Consider the following 24,898-nt stretch of genomic DNA (forward strand, 5'->3'; position numbering starts at 1 on the left):
AGCGGCGGTTATCTCGGGTACCGCACCCGGTGGCACAGCGCCGGGACACGGCCGTCGGCCAGCCGCGGCAGCACGTCGGGCAGGTCCTCGAAGGCGCACTCCCCCGTGACGAGCGCGTCGAGCGCCGGGTCGGCGAGCAGGTCGAGGGCGAGGGCGAGCCGGTCGCCGTACGAACGCCGGGCGCGCGCCGGGGAGACGGTGCCGACCTGACTGCTCCGCAGCACGAGCCGCCGGGAGTGGAAGTCCTCGCCGAGCGGCAGGCTCACCTTCCGGTCGCCGTACCAGCTGAGTTCGAGGACCGTACCCTCGGCGGCGACGAGTTCGAGGGCGCGGGCGAGGCCTTGTTCGGTGGCGCTGGCGTGGACGACGAGGTCGCAGTCGCCGAGCGCGTCGGCGGGCGCGGCGAAGCCGACGCCGAGGGCCTTGGCGACCTCGGCGCGAGAGGGGTCGGTGTCGACCAGCTGGACCCGTACGCCCGGGAAGCGGGCCAGCAACGCGGCCACCGAGCAGCCGACCATGCCGCCGCCGACCACCGCGATCCGGTCGCCGACCAGGGGCGCCGCGTCCCACAGCGCGTTGACGGCGGTCTCCACGGTGCCGGCGAGCACGGCCCGTTCGGCCGGTACGTGGTCCGGGACGGGGGTGACGGCGGAGGCGGGGACGACGTAGCGGGTCTGGTGCGGGTGGAGGCAGAAGACGGTACGGCCCACCAGGTCCGCCGGTCCCTCCTCCACCTCGCCGACGCTGAGGTAGCCGTACTTCACCGGTCCCGGGAAGTCGCCCTCCTGGAACGGCGCCCGCATCGTGGCGTACTGGCTGGGCGGCACCTCGCCCCGGAAGACCAGCGTCTCCGTGCCGCGGCTCACCCCCGACCACAGCGCGCGCACCACCACCTCGCCCTCGGCGGGGTCCGGAAGGTCGACTTCGCGTATCTCTCCGTGGCCCGGAGAGGTGAGCCAGAACGCACGTGCGGTGCGGGTCATGGGCATTCCTCCTGAACGGTCGGCCAGTGATGCACGTACCGAGGTTGCACAGGCCGCGCACAGTACGCGGCGTTGATCGAATCTGTCACACGGCCCGGAGGATGTGCGGTGGCCCTGAACAACACATACGGTGCGCGGCTGGTCCAGCAGGAGACCGCGGTGGGCGCGGGCGCGCAGATCCTGCTGCTGGCCCTGCTCGGCCCGGCGATCGGGATGGGCCCGGCGGGCTGGCTGACCGGTCTCGCCTTCGCGGTCGCCACCTGGGCGGTCCTCTCCCGCGCCGTCCACCGCTCACGGCTCAGCTCGTTCGGCCCCGCGAACCGCGTCACTCTCGGCCGCGCCACCCTGGTCGGCGGGGTGACGGCGCTGGTCGCCGACTCCTTCCAGAGCGCGCCGCCCGTCACGCTGTTCGTCGGCCTGACGGCGGCGGCGCTGATCCTCGACGGTGTGGACGGGAAGGTCGCGCGGCGCACGGGGACGTCGTCGGCGCTGGGGGCGCGTTTCGACATGGAGGTCGACGCGTTTCTGATCCTCGTGCTGAGTGTGTACGTGTCGGCCGAGCTGGGGGCGTGGGTGTTGCTGGTCGGCGGTATGCGGTATGCGTTCGTCGCCGCGGCGCGCGTCTGGCCCTGGCTGACCGCTCCGCTGCCGCCGAGCACGGCCCGCAAGACAGTGGCGGCCGTGCAGGGTGTCTTCCTGCTGGTGGCCGCCTCCGGTCTGCTGCCCGTCGCGGTCAACGCCGCGGTGGTGGGGGTGGCGTTGGCGCTGCTGGTGTGGTCGTTCGGGCGGGATGTGCGGTGGCTGTGGCGGCGGTCGCGGGTGGTGCGGGGGGAGGCTGCGGCGGGGCCGGTGGCGTCGGCGGGGCCGGTGGCGCCGGTCGGGCCCGTGGCGCCCTCAGACCTCGTCGTCGTCCACTCCGCCCCGTAGTCCCCATCGGTCGAGGCCGGAGTAGATCCACGCGGTGCGGGCGCGGGGGAAGTCCAGGCACTCGGCCTCTCCTCCGTAGACGGCCACCAGCGTGTCCGTCCCGCGCCACCAGGTGTCCGCCAGCCCGCGCACCTCGCGGACGGGTGCGTAGCCGGCGAGGTCGATTCGGTCGACGTCCTCGCCGGTGACCCGGGTGATGCGCCGGGCTTCCAGGGACGCGTGGTGGCGCAGGGCGACCGACTCGACCCAGCCCTCGACGGTGGCGTGCAGCGGCGCCCATCGCTCCCCGTCGATGCCGAACTCCCCGGCGGGGCCGATCATGAAGGAGTAGGGAACCGCCGTCCGCTGCGGCCCGGCCTCGAACCACCAGCCCTCGGGCGTCCGTTCCTCGGGCGAGTGGGCGCTGAAGTGCCGGGGGCCGCCGTCGTACAGCGGCGCCGGCGGCAGCACCAGACCGCCCCAGCGCTCCTGGAAGGCCACCATCCGGTCGACCACCGCCGCCGGGACGCCCCGGTCGAGGTACCACCGCCGCTGCGTCTCCGTGGACCGGACGTCGGTCCTGACCGCGTGCGTACCGAGGAAGGACCGGGCGCGCCGGGTCAGGCCGTCGGGCAGGTGGGGCTTCATTCGGCGGATCTCATGCGGCCCGTCGCGGCAGCAGCGCCACCGCCACCGCCGGTACGGCCGCCAGCACCAGCCACGGCACCGCCACCGGCAACCCCGCGTCCAGCAGCGTCCCCGTGGCCGCGCTGCCGACCAGCACGATCAGGCCGGAGACCGAGGAGAGCGCGCCGGTGTAGAGACCGAGGCGGCCGTCCTCGGCGAGGTCGGGGACCCAGGCGCGGGCGGCGGGGGCGACGAGCATCTGGCCGAGGGTGAGCAGGACGACGAACCCGGCCGCGGGCAGCAGTCCGGCGGTGCCGGTCCAGCCGGCGGGCCGGGCCGCCGCGACGAGCGCGAACCCGGCGGCGATGAGCAGCAGCCCGGCGGCCATGGAGCGGCGCAGGGCGAGCCGGTCCCCCACCCAGCGGGTCACGGGCAGCTGCGCGGTCACCACGAGGAGCGAGGACAGGGCGAACAGCCAGGCCAGCGGCGCCTGGGAGCCGGCCGCGCGCTCCACCTCGTCGGGCAGGGCGAGGTAGAGCTGGTTGTAGGCGAGGAGGTAGGCGCCGTAGGCGCAGCACAGCGCCAGGAAGCGGCGGTTGCGCAGCAGCGCGCCGGTCCCGCCGCGCAGGGTGGTCCGTTTCCGTCCCGGGATGTGCTGCGGGAGCAGCCACGCGTGGCCCGCGAGGACGAGCACGAAGACGCCCGCTCCGGCGAGGCACGCGGTGCGGAAGTCCACCGCGAGCAGCAGCGCGCCGAGCAGCGGTCCGACGAACGCGCCCGCCTGCCCGGCCACGGTGAACAGCGCGAGCACCCGGGTGCGCGATCCGTTGCCCGCCTCCTCCCACAGCACCGCCTGCCGGGCCACCTCGGACTCGACGGCGGGCGAGAACAGCGCGGCCGCGAAGCCGATCAGCAGGACGGCGCCGATCACCGCCCAGGTGGCCTGGGCGTGTCCGAGCCAGGCGAAACCGGCGATGCGCAGCACGCAGCCCGCGAGGACGACCGGCCGGACGCCGTACCGGTCGGCGAGCGCCCCGCCCACCACGAACAGCCCCTGCTGGCTGAAGGTCCGCAGCCCGAGCACCAGTCCGACCAGCCAGCCCGCCATGCCGATGGCCTGTCCCAGGTGCTCGGCGAGGAAGGGCAGGACGGCGAAGAAGCCGATGTTGAAGGCGAGCTGGGTGAGGATCAGCAGCCGCAGGAGCGGGGACAGCGGGGCGCGGCCTTCCGGGGCGCGCCGCGGACCGCGGAGGGACATGGTCGTCATCGGGGTTGCTCCGCTCCGGCCGTCGCCAACTCCTTGACGGGCGAGGGGTGTTCGTCGTTCTCAGGCTCAGGGGTACGGCGGTCCGCTCGCCGTCGGCCGCCCGGCTCGCCGCCCGCCGCGGTCACCGCGAGCGCGCCGAGCAGGGCGAGGACGGCGGCGGGGGCGAGGACGGCCCAGGGGGCGCGTTCGGCGTAGGGCTGGTTCTCGGCGAGCAGCAGGCCCCACTCGGGGGACGGTGGCTGGGCGCCGAGGCCGAGGAAGGCGAGGGAGGCGAGGGCCAGGGCGAGGGCGGGCAGCCGGAGCAGGGCGTGCCGGACGACGGGCGGCAGCACGGCGGGCAGCAGTTCATGGCGCAGCAGGTACCAGCGGCCGGCGCCCAGGGCGCGGGTGGCGGTGATGTGCAGGGCGGCGCGTTCCTGGAGCAGCAGGGCGGAGGTGTGCGCGGCCAGGGGCGCCCAGGCGACGGCGCCGACGGCGAGCGCGGGGGTGGCCGGCCCGCGGCCGGCGACGGCGGTGACGAGGAGCGCGGCGAGGACGGGCGGCACGGCGTTGACGGTGTCGACGAGCGGTCCGGACAGCCGGGGCAGCAGCCCGAGGAGCACGCCGACGAGCAGGGCGGCGGCGCTGAGGCCGAGGGCGAGCAGCAGGGTGTCGAGGGCGCCGTGGGCGATCCGGGCGAGCAGATCGCGGCCGAGGGCGTCGGTGCCGAGGGGGTGGGTCCGGGACGGGGCTTGTAGACGGTCGGCGGTATCCAGGGCGAGGGGGTCGCGGGGCAGGCCGACGGCGATGACGACGGTGAGCAGTCCGCCGTATACAAAAGGCAGGATCCGGTGGACGGTCGGCCGTGGACCGGTCGACGGTCGACCGTGGAGTGTCGGCAGCGCGTCGTCGCGCAGCGCGGGGCCCGCCAGCATACGGACGGCGATATGCGCGAGCCCGGTCGCGACCGCGGCGAGGAGCAGCAGGGCGAGGGTGCCCGCCTGGAGGACGGGCAGGTCCTGGGCGAGGGCGGCCTGGAGGGTCGTACGGCCGAGGCCGGGGATGTCGAAGATCTGCTCGACGGCGACGGCGCCGCCGGTCAGGCCGACGACGAACAGCCCGGCGTTCGGCAGCAGCGCGGGCACGCAGCGGCGCAGGGCCTGCCGGGCGACGCTCCGGCCGGGCAGGCCGCGGGCGGCGGCGGCCAGTGCCCAGGGTTCGGCGAAGGCGCCGGGCAGCAGATCGTCGAGGAGCCGCCCGAGCACGGCCCCGGCGGGCAGACCGAGGGCGAGGGCGGGCAGCAGCGTGTACTGCGGGCCGTACCAGCCGAGGGCGGGCAGCCAGCCGAGCTGGACGCCGACGACGGTGGCGAGCACGGACGCGGTCAGGAACTCGGGGAGGGCGGCGAGCATGGCCGAGGCGGTGCCGCCGGGCCGTCGCCCGCCGAGCCGTCGCCGGCTGCCGAGCCACAGGGTGCGGGCGCACACCAGCGCGGCGGTGCAGACGGCGACGAGCAGCGCCACCGCCGTCAGCAGCAGGGACACGCCGAGCGCCTGGAGCACGGCCGGGGTGACCGGGTCGCCCGAGATCCAGGACCGTCCGGCGTCGCCGCGCGGCAGCCCGCCGAGCCACTGCCCGAGCAGATGCGGCGGCCCGGCGTCGAGACCGAGTTGTGCTCGGATGCCGGCCAGCACCTCGGGGGTCGGGTCGCGGTCGGCGGAGCGGGCCTTGAGGACGGTGAGCGCGGGGTCGGTGCGGGCCAGCCAGGGCAGCAGGCCGATGGCGCAGACCAGGGCGGCGGCGAGGGCGGCGCGCCAGAGCAGCGCGACCGCCCGGGCCCTTGCGTGGTGCGGCATGGGTCAGCGCCGCGTCCCGGTGCCGACGAGGGTGCGCTCGTACGGGTCGAGGAGCACACCGCTGAGGCCCTTGCCGACGCCGGTGATGACGCGCTGGTGGACCAGTGGGACGACGGCGTCGGTGCCGAGGATCCGCGCTTCGGCGGCCATCACGGCGTCCTGCCGCTCGGCGGGGTCGGCGATGGATGCCGCCTTCTCGACGGCCCGGTCGACGGCCTTGTCGCACAGCAGGGCCAGGTTGTAGCCGCCGTCGCAGGTGTAGTCGGAGGCGAGGACGGCGACCGGGTCGCCGGTGTCGAGGAGGCTGTTGCGGGCGCCGACGAAGGCGTCGAACTTCCCGGCCAGGGCGTCGCTCTCCAGCCGCGAGTACTCGCGGACCTCCAGCTTCACCGCGAACCCGGCCTTCTCCAGCTGCTGCTTCAGGACCTGGGCGACCTCGGGCAGTTCGGGCCGGTTGTCGTAGGTGGCGAGGGTGAGGGAGGCCCCCTTGGGGTCGGCGGCCTTCGCGCGCCCGGCAGGCCGCTCGCGCTTGCCCTCCGCCCAGGTGACGGCGGGCCCGTAGATGCCGACGCCCGGGTCGGCGTGCCCTTCGTACACCCCGTCGGCGAGCGCGGCGGCGTCGACGGCGGTGCGGGCGGCGGCCCGCAGCTTCGGGTCCTTGAACGGGCCGGAGTCGGTGTTGAGCAGCAGGCTCGTGGTCCGGGTGGTCGCGGTCTCACGGCGGGTGTCGTCGTCGAGGGAGGCGGCCTGGGCGACGGGGATCGCCTCGGCGACGTCGACCTGCCCGGTGCGCAGGGCGGCGGCGCGGGCGGTGCCGTCGGCGATGAACCGGGCGTCGATGCCGGAGGCCTGGGCCCGGCCGCCCCAGTAGTCGTCGAAGCGGGCGAGGGTGGCCGAGCTGCTGCCGTTGACCTGGGTGAGCTCGAAGGGACCGGTGGCGGTGCCGACTGGATCGACGCGGTCCTTCGCGACATACGCCTTGGTGGCCAGGACGGCGAGACTGGGACTGGCGAGCCGCAGCGGCAGGACGGGGTCAGGCTCACGGGTGGTGATCCGTACGTCCCGGCTGCCGTCGGCCTTGGCGGTGAGGGTGACGCCGGAGAGCGCCGCGGGGGCGGGCCTGGCCTCGGTCGCGTGGGTGAGGGAGGCGGCGACGGCGGCCGGGGTGACGTCTGTGCCGTCCTGGAAGCGGGCCTCGCGCAGGGTGAACACCCAGGTGCGGTCGTTCTCGCGCTGCCAGGAGGCGGCGAGCGCGGGGGCGGCGGCACCGTTGGCGTCCAGCGCGGTCAGGCCCTCGGTGACGCCGAGGCGGCTGAGGAGGGTGGCGTCGGCGCCGTACGGGGAGAGGTTCTCGGCGGGCGGGAAGGCGAGCGCGACGCGCAGCCGGGACCCGTCCCTGCCGCCGGCGTCGCCGCCCCCGCCATCGGCGGAGGCGAAGCAGCCGGTGAGCAGCGGGGCGGTCAGGAGCCCGGCGAACAGTCGGCCCCCGCGGGAGGAGGTGGACAAGCGCATCGGACTACCGCCCCATCGGTATCTCGAAGTGGATGATCCCCTGCCCGCCACCGGCGTCCTCGCGCTCGTCGCGCACGACCTTGCCGAGCGAGCGCCAGAAGCCCTCCGCGCCCGGTACCGACGGATCCGTGTGCAGATAGACGGAGCGGTAGCCGCCGTCGGCCTCGGCGAACGCGAGCAGCTCCGCGACGAGCCGCCGGGCGAGCCCGCGCCTGCGGTGCTCGGGGCGCACGTACACCCGGCGCAGCTGCGCGGTCGTCCCCGACGGGAAGCGCTCGGCGACCTCGCGCGGGTTCGGCGGATGCGCGGGACCACGGGCGTCCAGGGCGGCGGTGGCGACCACGCTCCCGTCCTCCGGGTCGACCGCCACCAGCAGGGTGTGGCGGTCGGGGGTCAGGTAGGCGGCGGCCGGATCGATGATGTCTCCGTGCCAGCGGGGCACGTATCCGGTGCCGAAGTCGCGGTAGACGGTGTCGAGCATCACCGCCCGGGCGCCGTCGAGGTCCTCCGGCCGTGCCGTCCTGATGCTGTAGTCACTGCGTTGCACTTGCACATCATATGCATTAAGAAGTTCACTTGATCAACTACCCCCGGCTCAGCACCTCCGGCAGCGGTGACGAGAGTCGCCGACGGCTGTCGTCGAGGGCGGCCTCAGGGCCGGATCAGGTGCTGGACAGCGTCGTGGCCAGCGACAGGAACCAGGCGCCGTGGGCGAACGGCTCGGGCGGGCCGACCTCCATACCGAGTTCGGCGGCTGCCAAGGCGTAGTCCCCCTCGTCCAGGGGGAGGGCGAGCAGCTCGTGGAGTTCGCCCACGAGGCGCGCGACCAAGTGAGGGTCGGTCGTCGCGGCGTAGTCGGCGATCGCGGCGTCGTGATCTGGGAACTCGTCGACGATGTCCTGCGAGAACCAGCCGCCGAGCAGTTGAGCGGTCTCCGGGAAGCGCGCGTGCCATTCCCAGTGCGTCTGCGGGGGCGACGGTACCGGGACGTCGCCTTCCTCGATGCTCTTCCGCAGGTGGTCGGCCAGCACCCTCAGCCAGTCGCCGATCTCCGATTCGACCATCCCGGTGTCCGGGATCGCGTAGAACTCGCCCAGCCTCTGCCGGATGCGGCCCGGCGGGTTACGGCTGTACTCGCGCAGCTGGCGCTCCGCCTCCGCGATGGCCCAGGGGCGGGTGTGCCAGGTGTGACGGAGGTAAGCCTCCAGCGCACGGCTGCGCCGCTCCGGGGTGTCGTCGGCCGGCTGGCCCAGGTACGCGCGCATCACCTGGTCCAGCTCGCCGTACCGGCGGTCGTGTTCGAGAGGCTTCATGGACATGTGCGGGCAGCCCCTACAGGTAGAACGGGACGGTCGTGTGGACGACGAAGCCGTGCGGGCTCGACGGCTCGCGGCGCAGCACCACGCGCGCCGCGCGGACGTCGACGGGCCCCCGCCCGGCCAGCAGGTCGCCCTGCAGTTGCACCCGGCCCACAGGCTCCTCGCGGGACGGCCAGGCGGCCTCGACGGTGAGACGGGCCCGGGTGCCCTGGGCGAGCCAGCGGTGGATGACCTGCTCGTTGGCGGTCACCACCTGCTGGGTGGCCCAGTGGGCGGTCTCCCGGTCGGGGTAGGAGGCGGAACGGGTCAGCACGGGGGCATCCTCTCAAATCACCTGGTCAGGAGCTGCGCTTGCGCAGACCGGAAGCCGGATCAGTAGTCGGAGAAGTTCCAGAACATGCCCACCTCGGTGTCGGAGACGACGATCAGGCCGCAGTCCTCGGAGTAGACGTCGCTCAGCGGGTTGTACCCCCAGTGCGACGTCGTGAAGTCGAGTGTGCCGGGCACAGGGCCGGGCCTGCTGACGTTGGTGTGATAGGTGGCCTCGTCCCCGTACCGCGCGAGGATCGTGCGTGCCATCGCCCGCAATTCCTCCTCGCTCTCCATGAAGCGCTTCAGGTTGGACAGGGTGCAGCAGTCGTCCGTGAGGGCCAGCAGCAGGTTCTCGGCGCTGGCCCGGTCGATCTCGGTGAGACGCTGCGCGATGTACTCCGGAGGGTGGACAGCGAACGGGTACGTGGGGCGCCCCTCGCGCTCCGGGGCCTGAGCCGGGTCGTCGAGACCAGTCCAGCCCCGGGGATCGGGGACGGCCCGGGCCATCAGCGCGAGCACGTCGAGGACCCAGTCCTCGTGGCGCCGCGGACCCGTGGCGTCGAACGGATACGCGTCTTCGAACAGGTGACGTACTGCGGCTTCCCAGGAGGTCTGGTCGACGGACATGTGCTGCTGGCCTTTCTCTACGGGTCGCTAGGACTTGGACGGCATCGACGTCATGACGGTGAACGGCGGGGTGCGGCTGCTGTCGTATCGGATCCGCGTGTCGATGCCGGTTACGTCGTACGCCTTGGCGTTCATGCCGCCCTGCCTGTACCCGGAGAGCGGGTCGTTCACGTCCACCGGCTGCTTGAACACACTGCGGCCGCTGGTCTCGCCGTTCGGCGCGGTCGAGTGAAAGTCCTTGACCTGTCCCTCCCCCGGCGGTGGCGGCCCCTTGGTCCACGCCTCGATGGCGGCCTTGTTCTGGTTGAGGTTGTACTCGGTCAGTTCCTCCGCCCGCTGGTAGTTCGGGAAGGCCGAAGAGGCACCGGGCTTCGGCTTGCCGTACGGCCAGGTCTGCGTCGGCCCGTTCACCTGCTGATCGCGCAGACGCTGCGCGAGCTGCTCGTCCGTCTTGCCGACGTGCTTGTCCAGGGTGTGGCCGTTCTCCATGTACTCGTTCGCGGCGAGGTTGAGGTCGTATTTGCCGGTCGAGTCGACCTTCAGCCAGACCTGCGAGTCCTTGAACTCCTCCAGGGCCCGCATGCCGAAGCCTTGGGCGCGCGCCTCCTGCGCTTCGAACTTCGGAGCGCTCCGATAGGCCTCGTCCAAAGGTCCCATGAGCGCGTCAAGTTGCGGAACGAGTGCGTCGACCCGTCGGTTGTATGTGGTGACGATTGAGTTCAACTTGGCGGTGTCCAGGTTCAGGACGATGCCCTGGCCCAACTGGCCGGCGCCCTTGGCAACACCCTTGACCACGCCTTTGAGGAGACCTTTGACGTCGTCCATGCCGACGCCGTCCTTGAGGTCGACCTCGATCTTGGGAACCGCGTCGCGTATGGCCTCGACGTAGACGTCCCATACCTCGCCGTTGACGTAGACGGCCGCCTCAGCGAATTCGTAGAGGAGATCGCTGACCTTCTGAGCCGTGTCGAACAGCACGGTCATCACGGGGTGGGTGGAGGTCTGCGAGGAGGAGCTGTCGTGCTTCCACTCGTAGTTCTCGCGGCTCTTGCCCCATGCCGTCGTCCCCCACAGCGAACTACAGAACTGGCGCATCGCGTCGTACCACTCGCTGTGGCTCTAATCGCGTATGCGCAGTCATCCTAACCTCGCGTTTTCCGGAGGCCGGCGCCCGGCGGCGGGCCCAGAGGGCAGTCGGCGGGCGGGCGCCTTCGGCGAGGGCCTGGAAGCGCTGAGCACGTACAAGGGGCCGCCCGGGCCGACTCTCGTGAGGGCCGGTACCGGGTCGGGCACGACCGAGTCGTTCCTGATCTCCGTGCTCGACCGCTGTCGACGCCAGAATGCGCTGGGCCGGCTCGGGGTGAAGGCCGTGCTGCTGTACCCGATGAACGCGCTCGCCACCGTTCAGGCCAGCCGTATCGGCGACAACCTGGCGCAGCCGGAGCTGGTCCAGGTGACGGCCGGTCCCCGCTCCAAGCCCTCCCCGGCGGGGGGCGGCCTTCCGCCCGACGTCCTGGTCTTTTGGGCAGTACGCGCATGTCGTCAACGACGTTGGGGCCCCGACGTGGAGCACGTCGAGCCTGCCGTCGTTGGTGGTGACGTATCCGTGACCTGCCGACGGGTCGCCTGCCCGAAGCGCCGGGCCCCTCCCCACGGAGGGGCCCGGCGCTTCGCGGGGCGTCGCTATCGTGCCGGCGCCGGCGCGTACCCGGTGGGACGGGCCGTGAACGTGCCCCGGCCCTGGGTGCGGCCGCGCAACCGGGTCGCGTAGCCGAAGAGTTCGGCCAGCGGCACGGTGGCGGTGACGACCGCCGCGCCCGCACGTACGGCCGAGCCGGTCACCCGGCCGCGCCGCGCGGCGAGATCGCCGAGGACTCCGCCCACGGCGTCCTCGGGCACAGTCACCGTGACCTCGGCGACCGGTTCCAGCAGCACCATCGCCGAGGCGCGCAGGGCGCCGAGCAGGGCCGCGCGGCCCGCGGTGCGGAAGGCCATCTCCGAGGAGTCCTTCACATGGGTCGACCCGTCGGTCAGCGTCACCCGCAGTCCGGTCACCGGGTGACCGCCGAGCGGGCCCTCGGCCAGCGCGTCCCGGCAGCCCGCCTCGACCGCCCGGACGTACTCCTGCGGCACCCGTCCGCCGACCACCGTCGAACCGAAGGCGAACCCGGTGCCGCCCGGTTCCGGGTGCAGGGGCTCGACGTCCAGGACGACGTGGGCGAACTGGCCCGCCCCGCCGTCCTGTTTGACGTGCCGGTGGACGTGGCCGGAGACGCCGCGTGCCACCGTCTCCCGGTGGGCGACCCGGGGCCGGCCGACGCCGACGTCCAGGCCGTGGGCGCGGCGGATCTTCTCCACCGCGACCTCCAGGTGCAGTTCGCCCATGCCGGACAGCACCGTCTGCCCGGTCTCCGGATCGGTCCGCACCACCAGGGACGGATCCTCCTCGGCGAGCCGGGCCAGCGCGGTCGCCAGCCGGTCGGTGTCACCGGAACGGCGCGCCTCGACCGCGACGGAGACCACGGGGTCGGCGACGCTGGGCGGTTCGAGGACGATCGGGGCGTCCTGGTCGCACAGTGTCGTACCGGCGCGCGCGGACTTCAGCCCGACGACGGCCACGATGTCGCCGGCGGCCGCGCGCTCCAGCTGGGCGTGCCGGTCCGCCTGCACGCGCAGGATCCGGCCGACGCGCTCGGCACGGCGGGCGTTCGCGTCCCATACGGTGTCTCCCTTCTCGATCGTGCCGGAGTAGACGCGGAGGTAGGTGAGGCGGCCGGTGGGGGTGGCGTTCACCTTGAAGGCGAGGGCGGCGAAGGGGGCTTGGGGGTCGGCGGGGCGTTCGGTGGCCTCCTGGTCCTCGTCGCCCCCTGCGCCTGCCCCGCGTACCGGCGGCACGTCCACCGGCGACGGCAGATACGCCACCACGGCGTCCAGCAGCGGCTCGATGCCGCGGTCCCGGTAGGCCGAGCCGCACAGCACGACCACACCCTCACCGCTGTGCGTGAGTTCGCGCAGTGCGTCGACGAGGGTCGCAGAGGATACGGCCGACCGCATACAGAATTCCTCCAGGGCTCCCGTATGCAGTTCGGCCACCGCCTCCTCCAGCATCCGCCGACGCCGCCGCGCCTCCTCCCGCAGCTCCTCCGGCACCGTCCCCTCCACCATCGATTCGCCGGCGTCCTCCCAGGTCAGCGCCCGCATGCGCACCAGGTCCACCACGCCCCGGAAGCCGTCCTCCGCCCCGATCGGCAGCTGGACGACCAGCGGTGCCGGGTGCAGCCGGTCCCGGATCGACGCGACGGCCGTGTCGAGATCGGCGCCCGCGCGGTCCAGCTTGTTGACGAAGGCGATCCTGGGCACGCCGTGCCGGTCCGCCTGCCGCCACACCGACTCGCTCTGCGGCTCGACGCCCGCGACGGCGTCGAACACCGCGACCGCGCCGTCGAGTACGCGCAGCGACCGCTCCACCTCGTCGGCGAAGTCGACATGGCCCGGGGTGTCGATCAGGTTGATGCGGTGACCGTCCCAGTCGCAGCTGACCGCCGCCGCGAAGATGGTGATGCCGCGGTCGCGCTCCTGCGGGTCGAAGTCGGTGACGGTGGTGCCGTCGTGCACCTCACCGCGCTTGTGCGTGGTGCCGGTGGCATACAGGATCCGCTCGGTGACGGTGGTCTTGCCCGCGTCGACGTGGGCGAGGATGCCCAGATTGCGGATGGTGGTGAGGGTGGTGACGTTCGTGCGCACGGCCCGTGGCCTTTCGTGTGTGCTGGGAGCAGGGCAGCGCGATTGACCGGACGAAGGCCAGGGTGGGGGTGGGGACGGACGGTCCGTCCACGCCATACGGCATATGGCAGACCGCAGACGGCAGACCGCCTACGGCACTACTGCATACGCCAGCACCGCATACGACATACGTCGCCTCGTCACGGCATCCGGTGCCGGCCGCGCAGCGGGCACCGGACGGCCGTGGACACCAGGATCACCTCGTAGCGGGAGCGGGGAACGACGACAGCGGTGCGGTCACGCACGGCCCGGCTCCCCTCACTCGACTGACGACGCCTGACGACGCCTGACGACGCCGCACACGGCGGCGCACCGCCGTCTTGTGGGCGGTGCGCGATCACTCGGCGAGTGTAGGAAAGCGGGCCGGCCCGCAGCACCGGGTTTTCTCGTTGCGCCTACGCCGCCTCAGGCGCGTAGAAGTGCGCCCGCACACGGCGCAGCCACGCCTCCGCCGCGCTCTCGTCCGGCTGTTCCGGCAGGACACTGCGCGTCCGGTCGAAGGCGGACTCGTAGTGACGCAGCAGCGGCAGCGCGGCGGACGGGTCGGCGGCGACCTCCTCGCCGAAGCGGTGGTAGCTCTCGGGGTCTTCGACCTGGATGGTGAGCCGGCCGGTGGTGTACAGCTCGTAGCCCTGACGGCACAGCCGCTTGAGATGGCGGGCGTGCTTGGCGGACCGCCTGCGGCTGGGCGTTCCCCCGGCCTCATCGGCGACGATACGGTTCTGCAGCTTCCTGAACTGCTGGGTGGCGTAGCCGAGGTAGGCGTCCCGTACCCGGCGGGCGCTCAGCAGGGTGGTGCGGATGTCGATCAGTTCGTCGCCGAGCGAGGTGCGCACCTCGTACAACTCGTCGGGCAGCCAGACGAGTTCCGTCACGGTCGGGTTGCCGCCCAGGGCGAGCCGGCACCACTTCGCGGCCTCGTGCAGGGTGCGGTCCGGCGCCGTGGAGACATGGGACTCCTTCGGCGCGTGCAGTCCGTGCAGGGACTCTGTGGGTGCCGCGAACACGCCGAGCCGGTCAACGTCGGAGTCCTCGTGGGCGAGTCCGTACGCGGTCGAGCCGACGATGCCGGACAGCAGGATGTTGTTCACGGTCATCCGCGTCATGATGCAGCGCTCCCCCGAATCCCTCATTCGCTTTTCCACCCCCTCCATCTTCTCCCGTGGGTTCGCCGAGCGTTCACGGCCGTCTCACGTCCCCGCCCTTCTGGCACGTCCAGAACCGCACTAGCGTCCCAGGGCGACCCTTCGACGAACGAGTGAGGTCCCGATGTCCGCCAGAACCGCCGGAAACTTCCTCGCCGCCCTGGCCTTGGTACCCGCCCTCGCCCTGGTACCCGCCCTCGCCCTCCCCGCGACCGCCCAGGCGACCACGCGTCCCGGCCCCGACGTGCTCCCGCAGAAGACCCACTTCGACCTCCAGGCCCACCGCGGCGGCCTCGGCATGACGACCGAGAGCACCCTGGAGGGGTTCGCCAAGGCGCTGCGCCTCGGGGTCTCGACGCTGGAGCTGGACACCCAGGTCACCAGGGACCGCAAGGTCATCGTCACCCACGACCGGCGGGTCAGCGCCCAGAAGTGCCGGGACACGGCACCGGTGACGCCGGACGATCCGCAGTATCCGTACGTCGGCAAGTACATCAAGGACCTGACGCTGTCCCAGATCAGGACGATGGACTGCGGCTATCAGCAGCTGCCCGGCCACCCCGAGCAGGAGCGGATCGCGGGCGCCCGGATGGTGGAGCTGCGGGACGTGCTGGACCTCGTCAAGCGGTACAAGGCCCGGCAGGTCACCCTCAACGTCGAGACGAAGGTCGAGGCGGGCGCGCCCGAGCAGACCGCGCCGCGTGAGCTGTTCGTGCGGCGGGTGTACGAGGAGATCCACGCCTCGGGCATCGAGGAGCAGGTCACGATCCAGTCCTTCGACTGGGGCGCGCTGAAGGCGATGCACCGGCTCGCCCCCGACTGGCCGCTGGTCGCCCTCACCAACCACGACTTCCTCCAGATCGGCAAGCCCGGCGCCTCCCCGTGGCTGGGCGGGATCGACGCCGACGACTACGGCGGCGACTTCGTGAAGGCCGCCGCCACCGTCCCCGGCGTCCGGGCCCTCTCCCCCAACTACGGCTTCCCGCAGAACGGGAAGATCGGCGACCCGGGCTTCCGCTTCTATCCCGACCGCACGATGATCTCCGAGGCCCATGCGCGCGGGCTGAAGGTGATCCCCTGGACCTGCGACGACCCGGCGACGGTGGCCGCGCTGATGGACCTGGGCGTGGACGGCGTCATCACCAACTACCCTGACCGGGTACGGGCGTTGATGGCCGAGCGGGGCATGCGGCTGCCGAAGCCGTACTATCCGCGGGACTGACACCACTCCTCGACGAGCCGGACGGTGCGCACCGGGTGCTCCTCGTGCAGATAGTGGCCGCTGTCCGGCCAGTGTTCGACCCGTGAGCCGGGCACCCGCAGGGTGCCGCGCTCCCACGCGGCGGCCTCGGCCGACGTCCACACGGTGAGCGCGGGCTGAGGCCGGCGCCGTAGACACGCCTCGCTGTGCGGGCGTACGCCGACCGCGCCGGGGTCGGTGTACATGCCGTGCGACGACGTGGTCGGGCGTGCCGAGCATGGTGCGCAGGTGGGCCGTGCGCAGGCCGGGCGGGGCGGTGGCCGAGAAGGCCCCGGCGACGAACTCGGCGGCGGCGCGCGCTCCGCGTTCCCGGTACGCGGCGAGCCGGGCCGGGATCGCCTCCACCTCGGCACCGTGCGCCCCGTGCGCCGGGTCCAGCGCGACGACGGACCGTACGGCGTCGGGGTGGCGTACGGCGAGCAGGTTGACCACCTGCCCGCCCATCGAGTGCCCGACCGCGACCACGGGCCCGGTTCCGAGGCGGCGGAGCAGCGCGGCCAGGTCCTCGGCCATCTCCGCCGGGGTGTTCCCGTGCTCCGGCACCTCGGAGCGCCCGTGGCCGCGCAGGTCGGGAACGACCACCCGCAGGTCCCGGCCGGCCAGCGCCTCGGCGTGCGCCGACCACTCGCGGCCGTCGCCGCCCCAGCCGTGTACCAGGAGCACCGGCGGGGCGTCGGCCGGGCCGAGGGTCGTGTGGAAGAGACGGGCACGGGGCACGGACGGTCCCTCGGTAGGTGACTGGCGGCTGGCGGCTGGCGGCTGGCGGCTGGCGGCTGGCGGAGTAACCGTTTCCCGCAAAGCCGTGGCCTACGCCTGGCACTCGCGACAACCCCGTGCAGTACCGTCGAGCCGTGACGGAGAACGGACAGGACACCCGGCGGACCAGCCCGGCAGGCCCGCGGGGCGGGCGGAAACGGGCCGGGTCCCGCGGGGGCGGCCCCAGCACGATCCGCGACGTCGCGCGCGAGGCGGGCGTGTCGGTGGCAACCGTTTCCCGCACGCTGGCCGGGAACTATCCGGTGTCCGAGGCGACGCGCGCCCGGGTGATGGCCGCGGTGGAGTCCCTGCGCTACGTGGTGAACGTGCACGCCAAGGCGCTGTCCGGCGGCGTCGCCGGGCCGATCGCGCTGGTCATCCAGGACATCACCGGTCCCTCGCTCGCCCATGTCGCGGCGGGCGTGGAGCAGGAGGCGACCGCGCGCGGCCGGCTCAGCCTGGTGTGCGCGACGCACGGTGACGTGTCCCGCGAGGACGATCTCGTGCAGCTGATGCGCGAGCAGCACGCGGCGGCGGTCGTGCTGGTCGGCGGTGCCGTGACGGACGACGCCTACCACCGGCGGATGGCCGGGTACGCCACCGCGCTGGACGCCGCCGGGTCCCGGCTGGTGCTGGTCGGACGCCCGCCGCTGCCCGCCGGGGTGCCGGCCACGGTCGTGGAGTACGACAACCGGGGCGGGGCCTTCCAGGCCGCCTCGCATCTGCTGGCCGCCGGGCACCGGCGGATCCTCTTCCTCGGCGGGGAGCGCGGGCACAGCACGGCCCGGCAGCGGGCGGCCGGTTTCCGGGACGCGCTGCGCGCGCACGGTGTGCCGTACGAGGAGGAGTCCGACGTCCCCGGCACGTACACCCGCACGTCCGGATATCTGCGCACCCGGGACGCGTTGCGCGCCGGGCGGGACTTCACCGCCGTCCTCGCCGGCACCGACATGGTGGCGCTGGGCGCGCTGGCCGCGCTGCGCGAGGCCGGTCTGGACGTGCCGGGGGACGTGTCGGTGGTGGGCTTCGACGACGTGCCCTTCGCCGCCGATCTGACCCCGGCGCTGACCACCGTGCGGGTGCCGTACGAGGAGCTGGGCCGTACCGCGGTCCGGTTGGCCCTGGACCGGGAGGAGCGGCTTCCGGGGGACGACCATGTGGTGTTGAGCACGCAGTTCGTGGTCCGGCGGTCGGTGGCGCCGCCGCGGTGACGGGTGGACGCCCCAGTCCCTTCGGGGCGATTGGCCGTCGGGTCCCACGAGGGGCGTGCGCCGGTGACCGGGCGGTGCCGCCGGGCGCCCCCTGGGTGCGCTTGTCACCACCCCGAGCCGGGCATTACTGTCACCACGCCTTGGTGAACGGGAAATCCGGTGTGATGCCGGTGCGGCCCTCGCCACTGTGATCGGGAAGTCCGGCTCCGGCCCTCACGGGCAGCCACTGGGTCCTTCGGGACCCGGGAAGGCGGAGTTCGGGCGGTGGTACCCGTCAGCCAGGAGACCGGCCAAGGCGCGTCAACCATCCACGAGGTGCTGGAGAGGGTCTGTTCGAGCCATGCACATTGCCGAGGGTTTTCTGCCTCCGGCGCACGCGGTCGCCTGGGGCGTCGCGTCCGCGCCCTTCGTCGTCCACGGCGTCCGATCCCTGACCCGTGAGGTCCGTGAGCATCCCGAGAGCACGCTGCTGCTCGGCGCCTCCGGAGCCTTCACCTTCGTCCTGTCCGCGCTCAAACTGCCCTCGGTCACCGGCAGCTGCTCGCACCCCACCGGCACCGGTCTGGGCGCGATCCTGTTCCGGCCGCCCGCCATGGCGGTGCTCGGCACCATCACGCTGCTCTTCCAGGCGCTGCTGCTCGCCCACGGCGGGCTGACCACGCTCGGCGCCAACGTCTTCTCGATGGCGATCGTCGGGCCGTGGGCCGGATACGCCGTGTACAAGCTGCTGCGGCGGTACGAGGTGCCGCTCATGGTCGCGGTGTTCTTCGGCGCGTTCGTCGCCGACCTGTCCACCTACTGCGTCACCAGCGTCCAGCTGGCGCTCGCCTTCCCCGACCCGGGCAGCGGATTCCTGGGCGCGCTCGGCAAGTTCGGCTCCATCTTCGCCATCACCCAGATCCCGCTCGCGGTGAGCGAGGGCCTGCTGACGGTACTGGTCATGCGGCTGCTGGTGCAGTCGAGCAAGGGCGAACTGACCCGGCTGGGCGTGCTGGTGGCCGGCAAGCGGGCCGAGACGAAGCCGGCCGGGACCGAGGCGGTGGCGTGATGAGCCGGAACACGAAGATCAACGTTCTGCTGCTGCTCGTCGTGGTCGCGCTCGCCGTACTGCCGCTGGCACTCGGCCTCGGCGACGACGAGAAGGAGCCGTTCACGGGCGCCGACGCCCAGGCGGAGACGGCGATCACCGAGATCGACCCGGACTACGAGCCGTGGTTCTCGCCGCTGTACGAGCCGCCGTCCGGGGAGATCGAGTCGGCGCTGTTCGCCGTCCAGGCGGCGATCGGCGCGGGTGTCCTGGCCTACTACTTCGGTCTGCGGCGCGGCCGGCGGCAGGGCGAACAGCGCGCCCTGGCCCGGCGGGAGACCCTGGCGCCGCAGGACGCCGCCGCGGGCGCCGAGCGCGAGTCCGGGGTCTGAGCGCGCGTGCTGCCGATCGACGCGGCGGCGCACGGCAGCCGCTGGCGCCGCCGTCACCCGGTGGACAAGGCCGTGCTCGGACTCGGCCTGACGGTGCTCGCGATCTCCCTGCCGCCCTGGCCGGGCGCGGCCCTGGTGCTGTCCGCCGCGCTGGTCGTGCTGCTCGGCCCGGCGGGTGTGCCCGGGCGCCGGCTGTGGCGGGCGTACCGGGTGCCGCTCGGGTTCTGCGTGACCGGCGCGGCCACGCTGCTGGTCCAGGTGGGCGGACCCGGGGGATTCCTCGCACTCGCCCCCGGCGGCCCGGTGCGGGCCGGGGAGCTGCTGCTGCGTACCTCGGCCGCCTCGCTCGGGGTGCTGCTGTTCGCCTTCACCACGCCCATGTCCGACCTGCTGCCCCGGCTGGTGCGGGCCGGGGTGCCCGCGCCGGTCGTGGACGTCGCGCTGGTGACGTATCGGATGAGCTTTCTGCTGCTGGACTCGGTGCGGCTGATCCGGGACGCGCAGGCCGCCCGGCTCGGCCACACCACGCGGGCCGCGACCTGGCGTTCGCTGGCCGGGCTCGGCGCCACCGCGTTCGTCCGGGCCTTCGACCGGGCGACGCGGCTGCAGGCCGGGCTCGCCGGGCGCGGCTACGACGGCACCCTGCGCGTCCTGGTCCCCGAGGCCCGCGTCTCCGTCCGCTTCACGGCCGCGAGCTGCGCCCTGCTGGCGGCGCTGGCCGCGCTCACCTTCGCACTGGATTCGTACGGGAAAGGCACCCTGACATGAGCGAGGCCGCTGTCCTGGTCGCCCTGCGGGGCGCGTCCTTCGCGTACGAGGACGGCCCGGCCGTGCTCAGCGGGCTCGACTTCGAGGTCCGCGCGGGCCGGGCGCTGGCGCTGCTCGGCCGCAACGGCAGCGGCAAGACCACGCTGATGCGGCTGCTCAGCGGTGGACTGCGGCCGCGCGAGGGCGAGTTGGCGGTCGAGGGCACCGCGGTGCGCTACGACCGCAAGGGGCTGACCCGGCTGCGGACGACCGTGCAGCTGGTGGTGCAGGACCCGGACGACCAGCTGTTCGCCGCGTCCGTCGCGCAGGACGTGTCGTTCGGGCCGCTGAACCTGGGGCTGCCGGAGCCGGAGGTACGGGCTCGGGTCGCCGAGGCGCTGGCCGCCCTGGACATCACCGCGCTGGCCGACCGGCCCACCCATCTGCTGTCGTACGGGCAGCGCAAGCGGACCGCGATCGCGGGCGCGGTGGCGATGCAGCCCCGGGTGCTGATCCTCGACGAGCCGACCGCCGGGCTCGACCCGGACGGCCAGGAACGGCTCCTGGCCACCCTCGACGGGCTGCGCGCGAGCGGCACGACGGTGGTGATGGCCACCCACGACGTGGACCTCGCCCTGCGCTGGGCCGACGACGCGGCCCTGCTCACCCCGGTCGGCGTGCGCACCGGCCCGGCCCCCGAACTGCTCGCCCGTACGGACCTGCTGGAGCAGGCGGGGCTGCGCCTGCCGTGGGGCGTGGCGGCGGCCCGGCTGCTGCACGCGCAGGGCCTGCTGCCCGACCCGGCCGACGGGCCGCGCACCGCGGAGGCGCTGGCGGCGCTGGCCGCGGCGCGCACACCGGCCGACGGCTGAGGGGACGGACGGTGACGGACGGCGGCGGCAGCCGGCCAGCCCGCCGCCGCTGAAACGGGCGCCGCGCCAAGGCGGTCACACCATGCCGGACAGAAGCGGTCACACCGCGCCGGAGAGATCGATGCGGAACATGCCCCGGCCGTGGGTGACGCAGACCAGCTGCTCGTCCATCCAGAACAGGTCGTCGACGGAGCAGTTGGTCGGTCCCTCGTTCGTCGGCGACCAGGTGACGCCCTCGTCCTCGCTGGCGAACAGGCCGATCTCGGTGCCGCAGTAGAGGAACTGCGGGCGCCGTGGATGCAGGGTGAGGGCCCGTATGGGTACCGCGGGCAGGGCGGTCGCCAGGTCGGTCCACTCGATGCCGCCGTCCGTGGTCACCCACAGGTTGTCCGGTTCGAATCCGCCGAACGCCGCGTACACGGTGTCCGTGTCGTCGGGATGCGCGGTGAGGGAGGTGCAGTAGCGGCGCGGTGCCAGTGGCAGGGCGCCGGTCACACCGACCCGGTCCCAGGCGGGGGTGGTGTTCGTGCCCTCGGTGGTGCGGAAGACCATGCCGTCCTCGTGGCCCACCCAGATGACGTCGGAGTCGCGCGGGGACACCGCGAGGGCGGTGATCAACGAGCCCGCGTTGCCCTTGATCGCCCGCCACTTCGGGCCGGTGCTGCGCGTGTTGGGCGTCTTGGCGTCGTCCGTGACCCACAGGGACAGGCCGCCCGCCAGCAGCCGCTGCGAGTTGTTCGGGTCCATCACGAAGGGGGCGATGAACTCGGCCTGCTCGTTCTTGGCGTCCGGGATGCGGAAGGGCACGGGCTTCCAGTCCCAGTCCTGCAGCGCCGGGTTGAAGAACAGCCCGCTGATGTAGCGGTCGCCGTTGGTGTCGTTGGTGGCGCCGCCGTCGGTGTTGCGGTGGATGTTCAGGAACACGTACTCGCCGTAGAAGACCTGTCCGTCGTCCCGGTCGACGGCGCACCAGCCGCCGTCGCCGCCAGAGAACTCCCGCCAGTCCTCGGTGCCCCGCGCGGGGTCGAAGACCAGGGTGCCGTTGTCCTGCGTGCCGCCGATGATCTTCCCGCTGCGGGGATCGCCGGCGGCGCCGTAGAACTGGGTGGTGCCGTAGTTGTTGACCAGTTCCGTCCAGCCGTTCACGAACGGCGGTCCGGCTTCGGTGCCCACGGCGGACAGGTCGTCGGCCTTGAAGACCCCGCCGTCGTTGCCGAAGAAGACGGTGCGGTTGGTCTCCCCGTCGTAGCCGGGGTGGGAGACGATGGCGTGCTGGTCGGCGTGGGCCGAGCCGTTCGCCCACCAGGTGCTGATCTCGGCGAGGCTGTCGCCGCCGTCGGTGCTGCGCCACAGGTTGATGCCGCCGACGAGTACCAGGTCCGCGTCGGTGGGGTCGCCGGCCCAGATCGTGTTGTCGTACCAGCCTTGTTTGCAGAGGTAGGTGGCGACGCTGCCCACCGGGTTCCGGGTCTTGCGGGGCTCGTAGGTCTCGCCGCCGTCCGTCGACCGCCAGATCTGGCCGCTGGTCATCTGGACGGACGCGTAGACGACGTCCGGGTCGGCGGCCGCGTAGGCCAGTTCCACCCGGCCCGACCACGGGCCGCGGTCCGCCGCCACCCAGGTGAGGCCTGCGTCGCGGCTGAACCACGCCTCGCCGTCCCGCATGGAGCCGGCGACGGCCCGGCTGTCGTCGGTCGGGTCGAACTTGACGTCCGCGACGGCGACGCCTGTGAGCACCGGGGTCCAGGTGAGGCGTCCCGGGTCGGCGCAGCGGAACACGCCGCTGTTCGTGGCGACCAGCAGCACCTCGCCGGTGGCGGACACGGCGATCCTGCTGACGAAGCGGAAGTCGGGGGTCTGGGTGGCGAGGACGGGCGTCCAGGTGACGGTGTCGGTGGTGGCGAACAGGCCGTTGCCGCGCAGCGCGTCGCCGTTGGAGAAGCCCTCGCCGGTGCCGACGTAGAGGGTGGACGGGTGGGCGGGATCCTGCGCGATGCAGGCGCAGGCCAGGTTGCCGAGGAAGTCGTCGACGGGCTGCCATTCCCCGCCGCCGTCCTCGGTGTGCCAGACGCCGCCGCCGGCGCTCGCGGCCCAGATGCGCTCCGGCCGGTCCGGGTCGATCACCAGGCCTCGGGTGCGTCCGCCGATGTTGCCGGGGCCGAGCCACTGCCAGGCGGTCAGCGACATGCCGGCCGTGGGCGAGGGTCCTCTGCCCTCCGCCTCGGCCGGGCCCGTCGGCACACCGGCGGTGACCGGGGCCGGGTGACCGAGCTGGAACGAGGCCCACATCTGCTCCAGCGCGCCGCCGAGGGCGTTGGCGGGCACCTGACCGTCGTCGCCGCGTTCCTGGGCCAGCCGGAACATGCCGCGGGCGGTGGGCAGGTCCGGGTACTCCAGGCGGAGCAGCGCCTGGCGCACCGACGACTCGGGCAGCTGTTCCAGCGTCTCGTTGGTGCAGCCCCGGGACTCCCGGAGGAGAGCGACCTGTTCGACGCTGATGTGCTTGGCCTGGGCCAGGTCTTCGTCGGAGATGGGCATGGTGTCGTCCTCGGGGCTGGTGGGGCGTACGTACGGTCAGGGAGGGAGCCGCGGGGCGCGGCGCGGGAGTGTCTCGTCCAGGACCACCTCCCACACGGGGACGTCCGTGTGGGGGTCCACGCCGCGCAGCGCCACGACGTCGGTGCCGGAGGCCGGGCCGGGGCGCACGGCGAGCTCGATGGTGAGGTCGCCGACCCGGACGGTCGGGGCGGCCCGCTCGGCGAACGTCTCGGCGAACGTGAGGACGGGGGGCGGCTCGGGCAGCGGTGTCGCGGCGGGGCGGCCGGTCAGGTCGACGCGGATCGCGCCGTTCGCCTCCTGCCGTGCCGCCGCGAGTTGCTCGGGGCCGGGCGCGGCCCCGCCCCGGTAGGCCGCATGCGCGGTCCAGCGCAGCAGGACGTGGTCGTCGCCGTTGTCGGCGGTGAGCGCGAACTCGTGGGTGTCGTCCAGGGCCGGACGTGCCCACGGCGGCAGCGGAACGGGCGCCGAGGTCCACCGCTCGGCGCCGTCGTCCGCGTCGAGCAGGACGACGACGAGCGGTACGCCCGGCTCGCCCGGCGGGTCGATCCGGACCGCCACGACCGTGCCGCCGACGAGGGCGCAGGGCCGCAGCCGGTGCCCGGCGCGCCAGGCCACCCGCCCGGTCCTCGGGTCCAGCGCGGTCAGCGTGCCCTCGTGGTCGTGCACCACGGCTCGCTGCCCCGGTGCGTCGACCACGCCGCGCGGGAAGACCCTGGTCACCGCCGGCCGCCCCGGCCTTCTGGCCGCGCCGCCGGAGGCGTGAAGTTCTGGAACATGGTGTCCCCACGGGAGACATGAGACGTGAGACCTCCACCGCCCGCCGTCGCCGGGCCGCGCGGGTCTCCTCCCTTTCCAGGGTGCGCCCCCGGGGAGGTCCCCGCATCTCGCGGCCGGGCCGCCTCTCACCGGTCCGTGGCGAGGACGTCCTTGTCCGGCGGGAGGATGCCCCGATATCCGGCGGGAGGATGCGCCGATGTCCGGCAGAGGACGCCCCGACGGTTTTCAGGCGGGCGCGTGCCCCGCTCCCACCGGCTCCGCCGGGGCGTCGTGCGCGCGCAGATCGTCCCAGTGGACCGTGCGGTCGCACCAGCGGCGCAGCAGGGTGTGGTCGTGGCCGACGGCCAGCAGGCCCGCGCCGGTGGCGGCGCGGTAGTCCTCGACGACCGCGACCAGGGCGGCGGTGGTGGAGGCGTCGAGCATCGCCGTCATCTCGTCGCACACCAGCAGGCGCGGCCGCAGCACCAGGGCGCGGGCGAGGCAGGCGCGTTGCAGCTGGCCGTCGCTGACCTCGTGGGGGCGCCGGGCCGGCAGGTCCGCGGTCAGGCCGACGGTGGCGGCGAGTTCGGCGACCCGTTCGGATGCCTCCGCGCGCCGGCCGGTGGCGCGCAGCGGCTCGGCGATCAGGTCGGCGAGGGTCAGCCGGGGGTCGGCGGAGAGCCGCGGCTGCTGGAAGACGACGCCGAAGGCGGTGCGCTGTTCGCGGGGCGCGCGGTGCCGCCACCGCCGCACGGGGGTGCCGTCGAGGACGACGGTGCCCGCGTCGGGGCGGTGCAGCAGGGCAGCGACCCGGGCGAGGGTGGACTTGCCGCAGCCGCTGGGGCCGAGCAGGCCGACGGCCTCGCCGGGAGCGACGGTCAGGGAGACGTCCCGGACGACGGGGGCCCGGCGGTCGTATCCGGCGGTGATGGCGCGCAGTTCAAGCACGGAGGTCCTCGGGAACGTACGGGTGAGGGCAGGGGACCGGGCCGGCCGGCGGT

General features: G+C 73.4%; 23 protein-coding genes, 1 pseudogene and 1 riboswitch. Of the genes and pseudogenes, 7 read left to right on the forward strand and 17 right to left on the reverse strand.

Going from position 1 to position 24,898, the window contains the following annotated elements; all coding sequences use genetic code 11:
- Positions 1-8: 8 nt before the first annotated feature.
- On the reverse strand, positions 9-983 hold the full coding sequence (locus tag ACZ42A_RS05610; RefSeq protein WP_468525829.1) for a zinc-dependent alcohol dehydrogenase: 975 nt from the start codon (positions 981-983) through the stop codon (positions 9-11).
- A 108-nt stretch (positions 984-1,091) separates the two neighbouring features.
- Here ACZ42A_RS05610 and ACZ42A_RS05615 point away from each other — a divergent pair, with 108 nt between their 5' ends.
- Positions 1,092-1,910, forward strand: a complete 819-nt coding sequence (locus tag ACZ42A_RS05615) for a CDP-alcohol phosphatidyltransferase family protein (protein WP_468525830.1) — start codon at positions 1,092-1,094, stop codon at positions 1,908-1,910.
- On the opposite strand, the gene ACZ42A_RS05620 is transcribed toward ACZ42A_RS05615, so the two are convergent.
- The 11 genes from ACZ42A_RS05620 to ACZ42A_RS05670 all read right to left on the reverse strand — a co-directional run bounded on the left by ACZ42A_RS05620 (position 1,878) and on the right by ACZ42A_RS05670 (position 14,268).
- Complete coding sequence (locus tag ACZ42A_RS05620; RefSeq protein WP_468525831.1) at positions 1,878-2,537, reverse strand: hypothetical protein; 660 nt, start codon at positions 2,535-2,537, stop codon at positions 1,878-1,880. The two genes, ACZ42A_RS05615 and ACZ42A_RS05620, sit on opposite strands and share 33 nt — an antisense overlap.
- A 10-nt stretch (positions 2,538-2,547) precedes the next feature.
- Complete coding sequence (locus ACZ42A_RS05625; RefSeq protein ID WP_468525832.1) at positions 2,548-3,783, reverse strand: MDR family MFS transporter; 1,236 nt, start codon at positions 3,781-3,783, stop codon at positions 2,548-2,550.
- The gene (locus ACZ42A_RS05630; RefSeq protein ID WP_468525833.1) at positions 3,780-5,618 is read right to left on the reverse strand and encodes an ABC transporter permease subunit; all 1,839 of its coding nucleotides are present in this window, start codon (positions 5,616-5,618) and stop codon (positions 3,780-3,782) included. Before ACZ42A_RS05630 ends, ACZ42A_RS05625 begins: the two co-directional genes overlap by 4 nt.
- A 3-nt stretch (positions 5,619-5,621) precedes the next feature.
- Positions 5,622-7,130 (reverse strand): ABC transporter substrate-binding protein, encoded by a 1,509-nt coding sequence (locus ACZ42A_RS05635; protein ID WP_468525834.1) that lies wholly within the window; start codon positions 7,128-7,130, stop codon positions 5,622-5,624.
- Positions 7,131-7,134: 4 nt separating this feature from the next.
- Positions 7,135-7,611, reverse strand: a complete 477-nt coding sequence (locus ACZ42A_RS05640; protein ID WP_468526144.1) for a GNAT family N-acetyltransferase — start codon at positions 7,609-7,611, stop codon at positions 7,135-7,137.
- 181 nt (positions 7,612-7,792) lie between these two features.
- Entirely contained in the window at positions 7,793-8,449 is a 657-nt protein-coding gene (locus tag ACZ42A_RS05645) for a contact-dependent growth inhibition system immunity protein (protein ID WP_468525835.1), read from the reverse strand.
- 13 nt (positions 8,450-8,462) lie between these two features.
- Positions 8,463-8,762, reverse strand: coding sequence for an RNase A-like domain-containing protein (locus ACZ42A_RS05650; RefSeq protein ID WP_468525836.1), 300 nt, complete (start codon positions 8,760-8,762; stop codon positions 8,463-8,465).
- A 59-nt stretch (positions 8,763-8,821) separates the two neighbouring features.
- Entirely contained in the window at positions 8,822-9,388 is a 567-nt protein-coding gene (locus ACZ42A_RS05655) for a hypothetical protein (RefSeq protein ID WP_468525837.1), read from the reverse strand.
- A 27-nt stretch (positions 9,389-9,415) separates the two neighbouring features.
- Positions 9,416-10,372, reverse strand: a complete 957-nt coding sequence (locus tag ACZ42A_RS05660; protein ID WP_468525838.1) for an RNase A-like domain-containing protein — start codon at positions 10,370-10,372, stop codon at positions 9,416-9,418.
- 699 nt (positions 10,373-11,071) lie between these two features.
- Positions 11,072-13,132, reverse strand: a complete 2,061-nt coding sequence (gene fusA / locus ACZ42A_RS05665; RefSeq protein ID WP_468525839.1) for an elongation factor G — start codon at positions 13,130-13,132, stop codon at positions 11,072-11,074.
- A 434-nt stretch (positions 13,133-13,566) separates the two neighbouring features.
- Positions 13,567-14,268 carry a nucleotidyltransferase domain-containing protein gene (locus ACZ42A_RS05670; RefSeq protein WP_468525840.1) on the reverse strand — a complete coding sequence of 234 codons (702 nt, stop codon included), beginning with the start codon at positions 14,266-14,268 and terminating at the stop codon, positions 13,567-13,569.
- Positions 14,269-14,440: 172 nt separating this feature from the next.
- On the opposite strand from ACZ42A_RS05670, the gene ACZ42A_RS05675 reads away from it, so the two are divergent.
- Entirely contained in the window at positions 14,441-15,538 is a 1,098-nt protein-coding gene (locus ACZ42A_RS05675) for a glycerophosphodiester phosphodiesterase family protein (RefSeq protein WP_468525841.1), read from the forward strand.
- Here ACZ42A_RS05675 and ACZ42A_RS05680 read toward each other — a convergent pair.
- Together ACZ42A_RS05680 and ACZ42A_RS05685 are read right to left on the reverse strand one after the other, a co-directional pair.
- Positions 15,523-15,762: an alpha/beta fold hydrolase gene (locus ACZ42A_RS05680; RefSeq protein ID WP_468525842.1), complete on the reverse strand. Its 240-nt coding sequence runs from the start codon at positions 15,760-15,762 to the stop codon at positions 15,523-15,525. The genes ACZ42A_RS05675 and ACZ42A_RS05680 overlap by 16 nt on opposite strands.
- A pseudogene (locus ACZ42A_RS05685) lies at positions 15,755-16,294 on the reverse strand (alpha/beta fold hydrolase); the annotation flags it as partial. The gene ACZ42A_RS05680 and the pseudogene ACZ42A_RS05685, both read right to left, overlap by 8 nt.
- Before the next feature lie 134 nt (positions 16,295-16,428).
- On the opposite strand from ACZ42A_RS05685, the gene ACZ42A_RS05690 reads away from it, so the two are divergent.
- The 5 genes from ACZ42A_RS05690 to ACZ42A_RS05710 all read left to right on the forward strand — a co-directional run bounded on the left by ACZ42A_RS05690 (position 16,429) and on the right by ACZ42A_RS05710 (position 20,582).
- On the forward strand, positions 16,429-17,544 hold the full coding sequence (locus ACZ42A_RS05690) for a LacI family DNA-binding transcriptional regulator (protein ID WP_468525843.1): 1,116 nt from the start codon (positions 16,429-16,431) through the stop codon (positions 17,542-17,544).
- 124 nt (positions 17,545-17,668) lie between these two features.
- A riboswitch (cobalamin riboswitch) is annotated at positions 17,669-17,853 on the forward strand.
- 31 nt (positions 17,854-17,884) lie between these two features.
- Complete coding sequence (locus ACZ42A_RS05695) at positions 17,885-18,592, forward strand: energy-coupling factor ABC transporter permease (protein ID WP_468525844.1); 708 nt, start codon at positions 17,885-17,887, stop codon at positions 18,590-18,592.
- Positions 18,592-18,963, forward strand: a complete 372-nt coding sequence (locus tag ACZ42A_RS05700) for an energy-coupling factor ABC transporter substrate-binding protein (protein ID WP_468525845.1) — start codon at positions 18,592-18,594, stop codon at positions 18,961-18,963. Before ACZ42A_RS05695 ends, ACZ42A_RS05700 begins: the two co-directional genes overlap by 1 nt.
- A gap of 6 nt (positions 18,964-18,969) precedes the next feature.
- On the forward strand, positions 18,970-19,731 hold the full coding sequence (cbiQ, locus tag ACZ42A_RS05705) for a cobalt ECF transporter T component CbiQ (protein ID WP_468525846.1): 762 nt from the start codon (positions 18,970-18,972) through the stop codon (positions 19,729-19,731).
- Positions 19,728-20,582: an energy-coupling factor ABC transporter ATP-binding protein gene (locus ACZ42A_RS05710; RefSeq protein WP_468525847.1), complete on the forward strand. Its 855-nt coding sequence runs from the start codon at positions 19,728-19,730 to the stop codon at positions 20,580-20,582. Before cbiQ ends, ACZ42A_RS05710 begins: the two co-directional genes overlap by 4 nt.
- Before the next feature lie 99 nt (positions 20,583-20,681).
- Here the strand turns inward: ACZ42A_RS05710 and ACZ42A_RS05715 are convergent, their stop codons facing one another.
- From ACZ42A_RS05715 to ACZ42A_RS05725, 3 genes are all read right to left on the reverse strand, one after another.
- Positions 20,682-23,120 (reverse strand): WD40/YVTN/BNR-like repeat-containing protein, encoded by a 2,439-nt coding sequence (locus ACZ42A_RS05715; RefSeq protein ID WP_468525848.1) that lies wholly within the window; start codon positions 23,118-23,120, stop codon positions 20,682-20,684.
- A gap of 36 nt (positions 23,121-23,156) precedes the next feature.
- Positions 23,157-23,861 (reverse strand): outer membrane protein assembly factor BamB family protein, encoded by a 705-nt coding sequence (locus tag ACZ42A_RS05720; RefSeq protein ID WP_468525849.1) that lies wholly within the window; start codon positions 23,859-23,861, stop codon positions 23,157-23,159.
- Between the two features lie 282 nt (positions 23,862-24,143).
- Complete coding sequence (locus tag ACZ42A_RS05725; protein WP_468525850.1) at positions 24,144-24,845, reverse strand: ABC transporter ATP-binding protein; 702 nt, start codon at positions 24,843-24,845, stop codon at positions 24,144-24,146.
- Positions 24,846-24,898: the final 53 nt, after the last annotated feature.

The sequence above is a fragment of the Streptomyces sp. NPDC030838 genome (assembly GCF_055572035.1).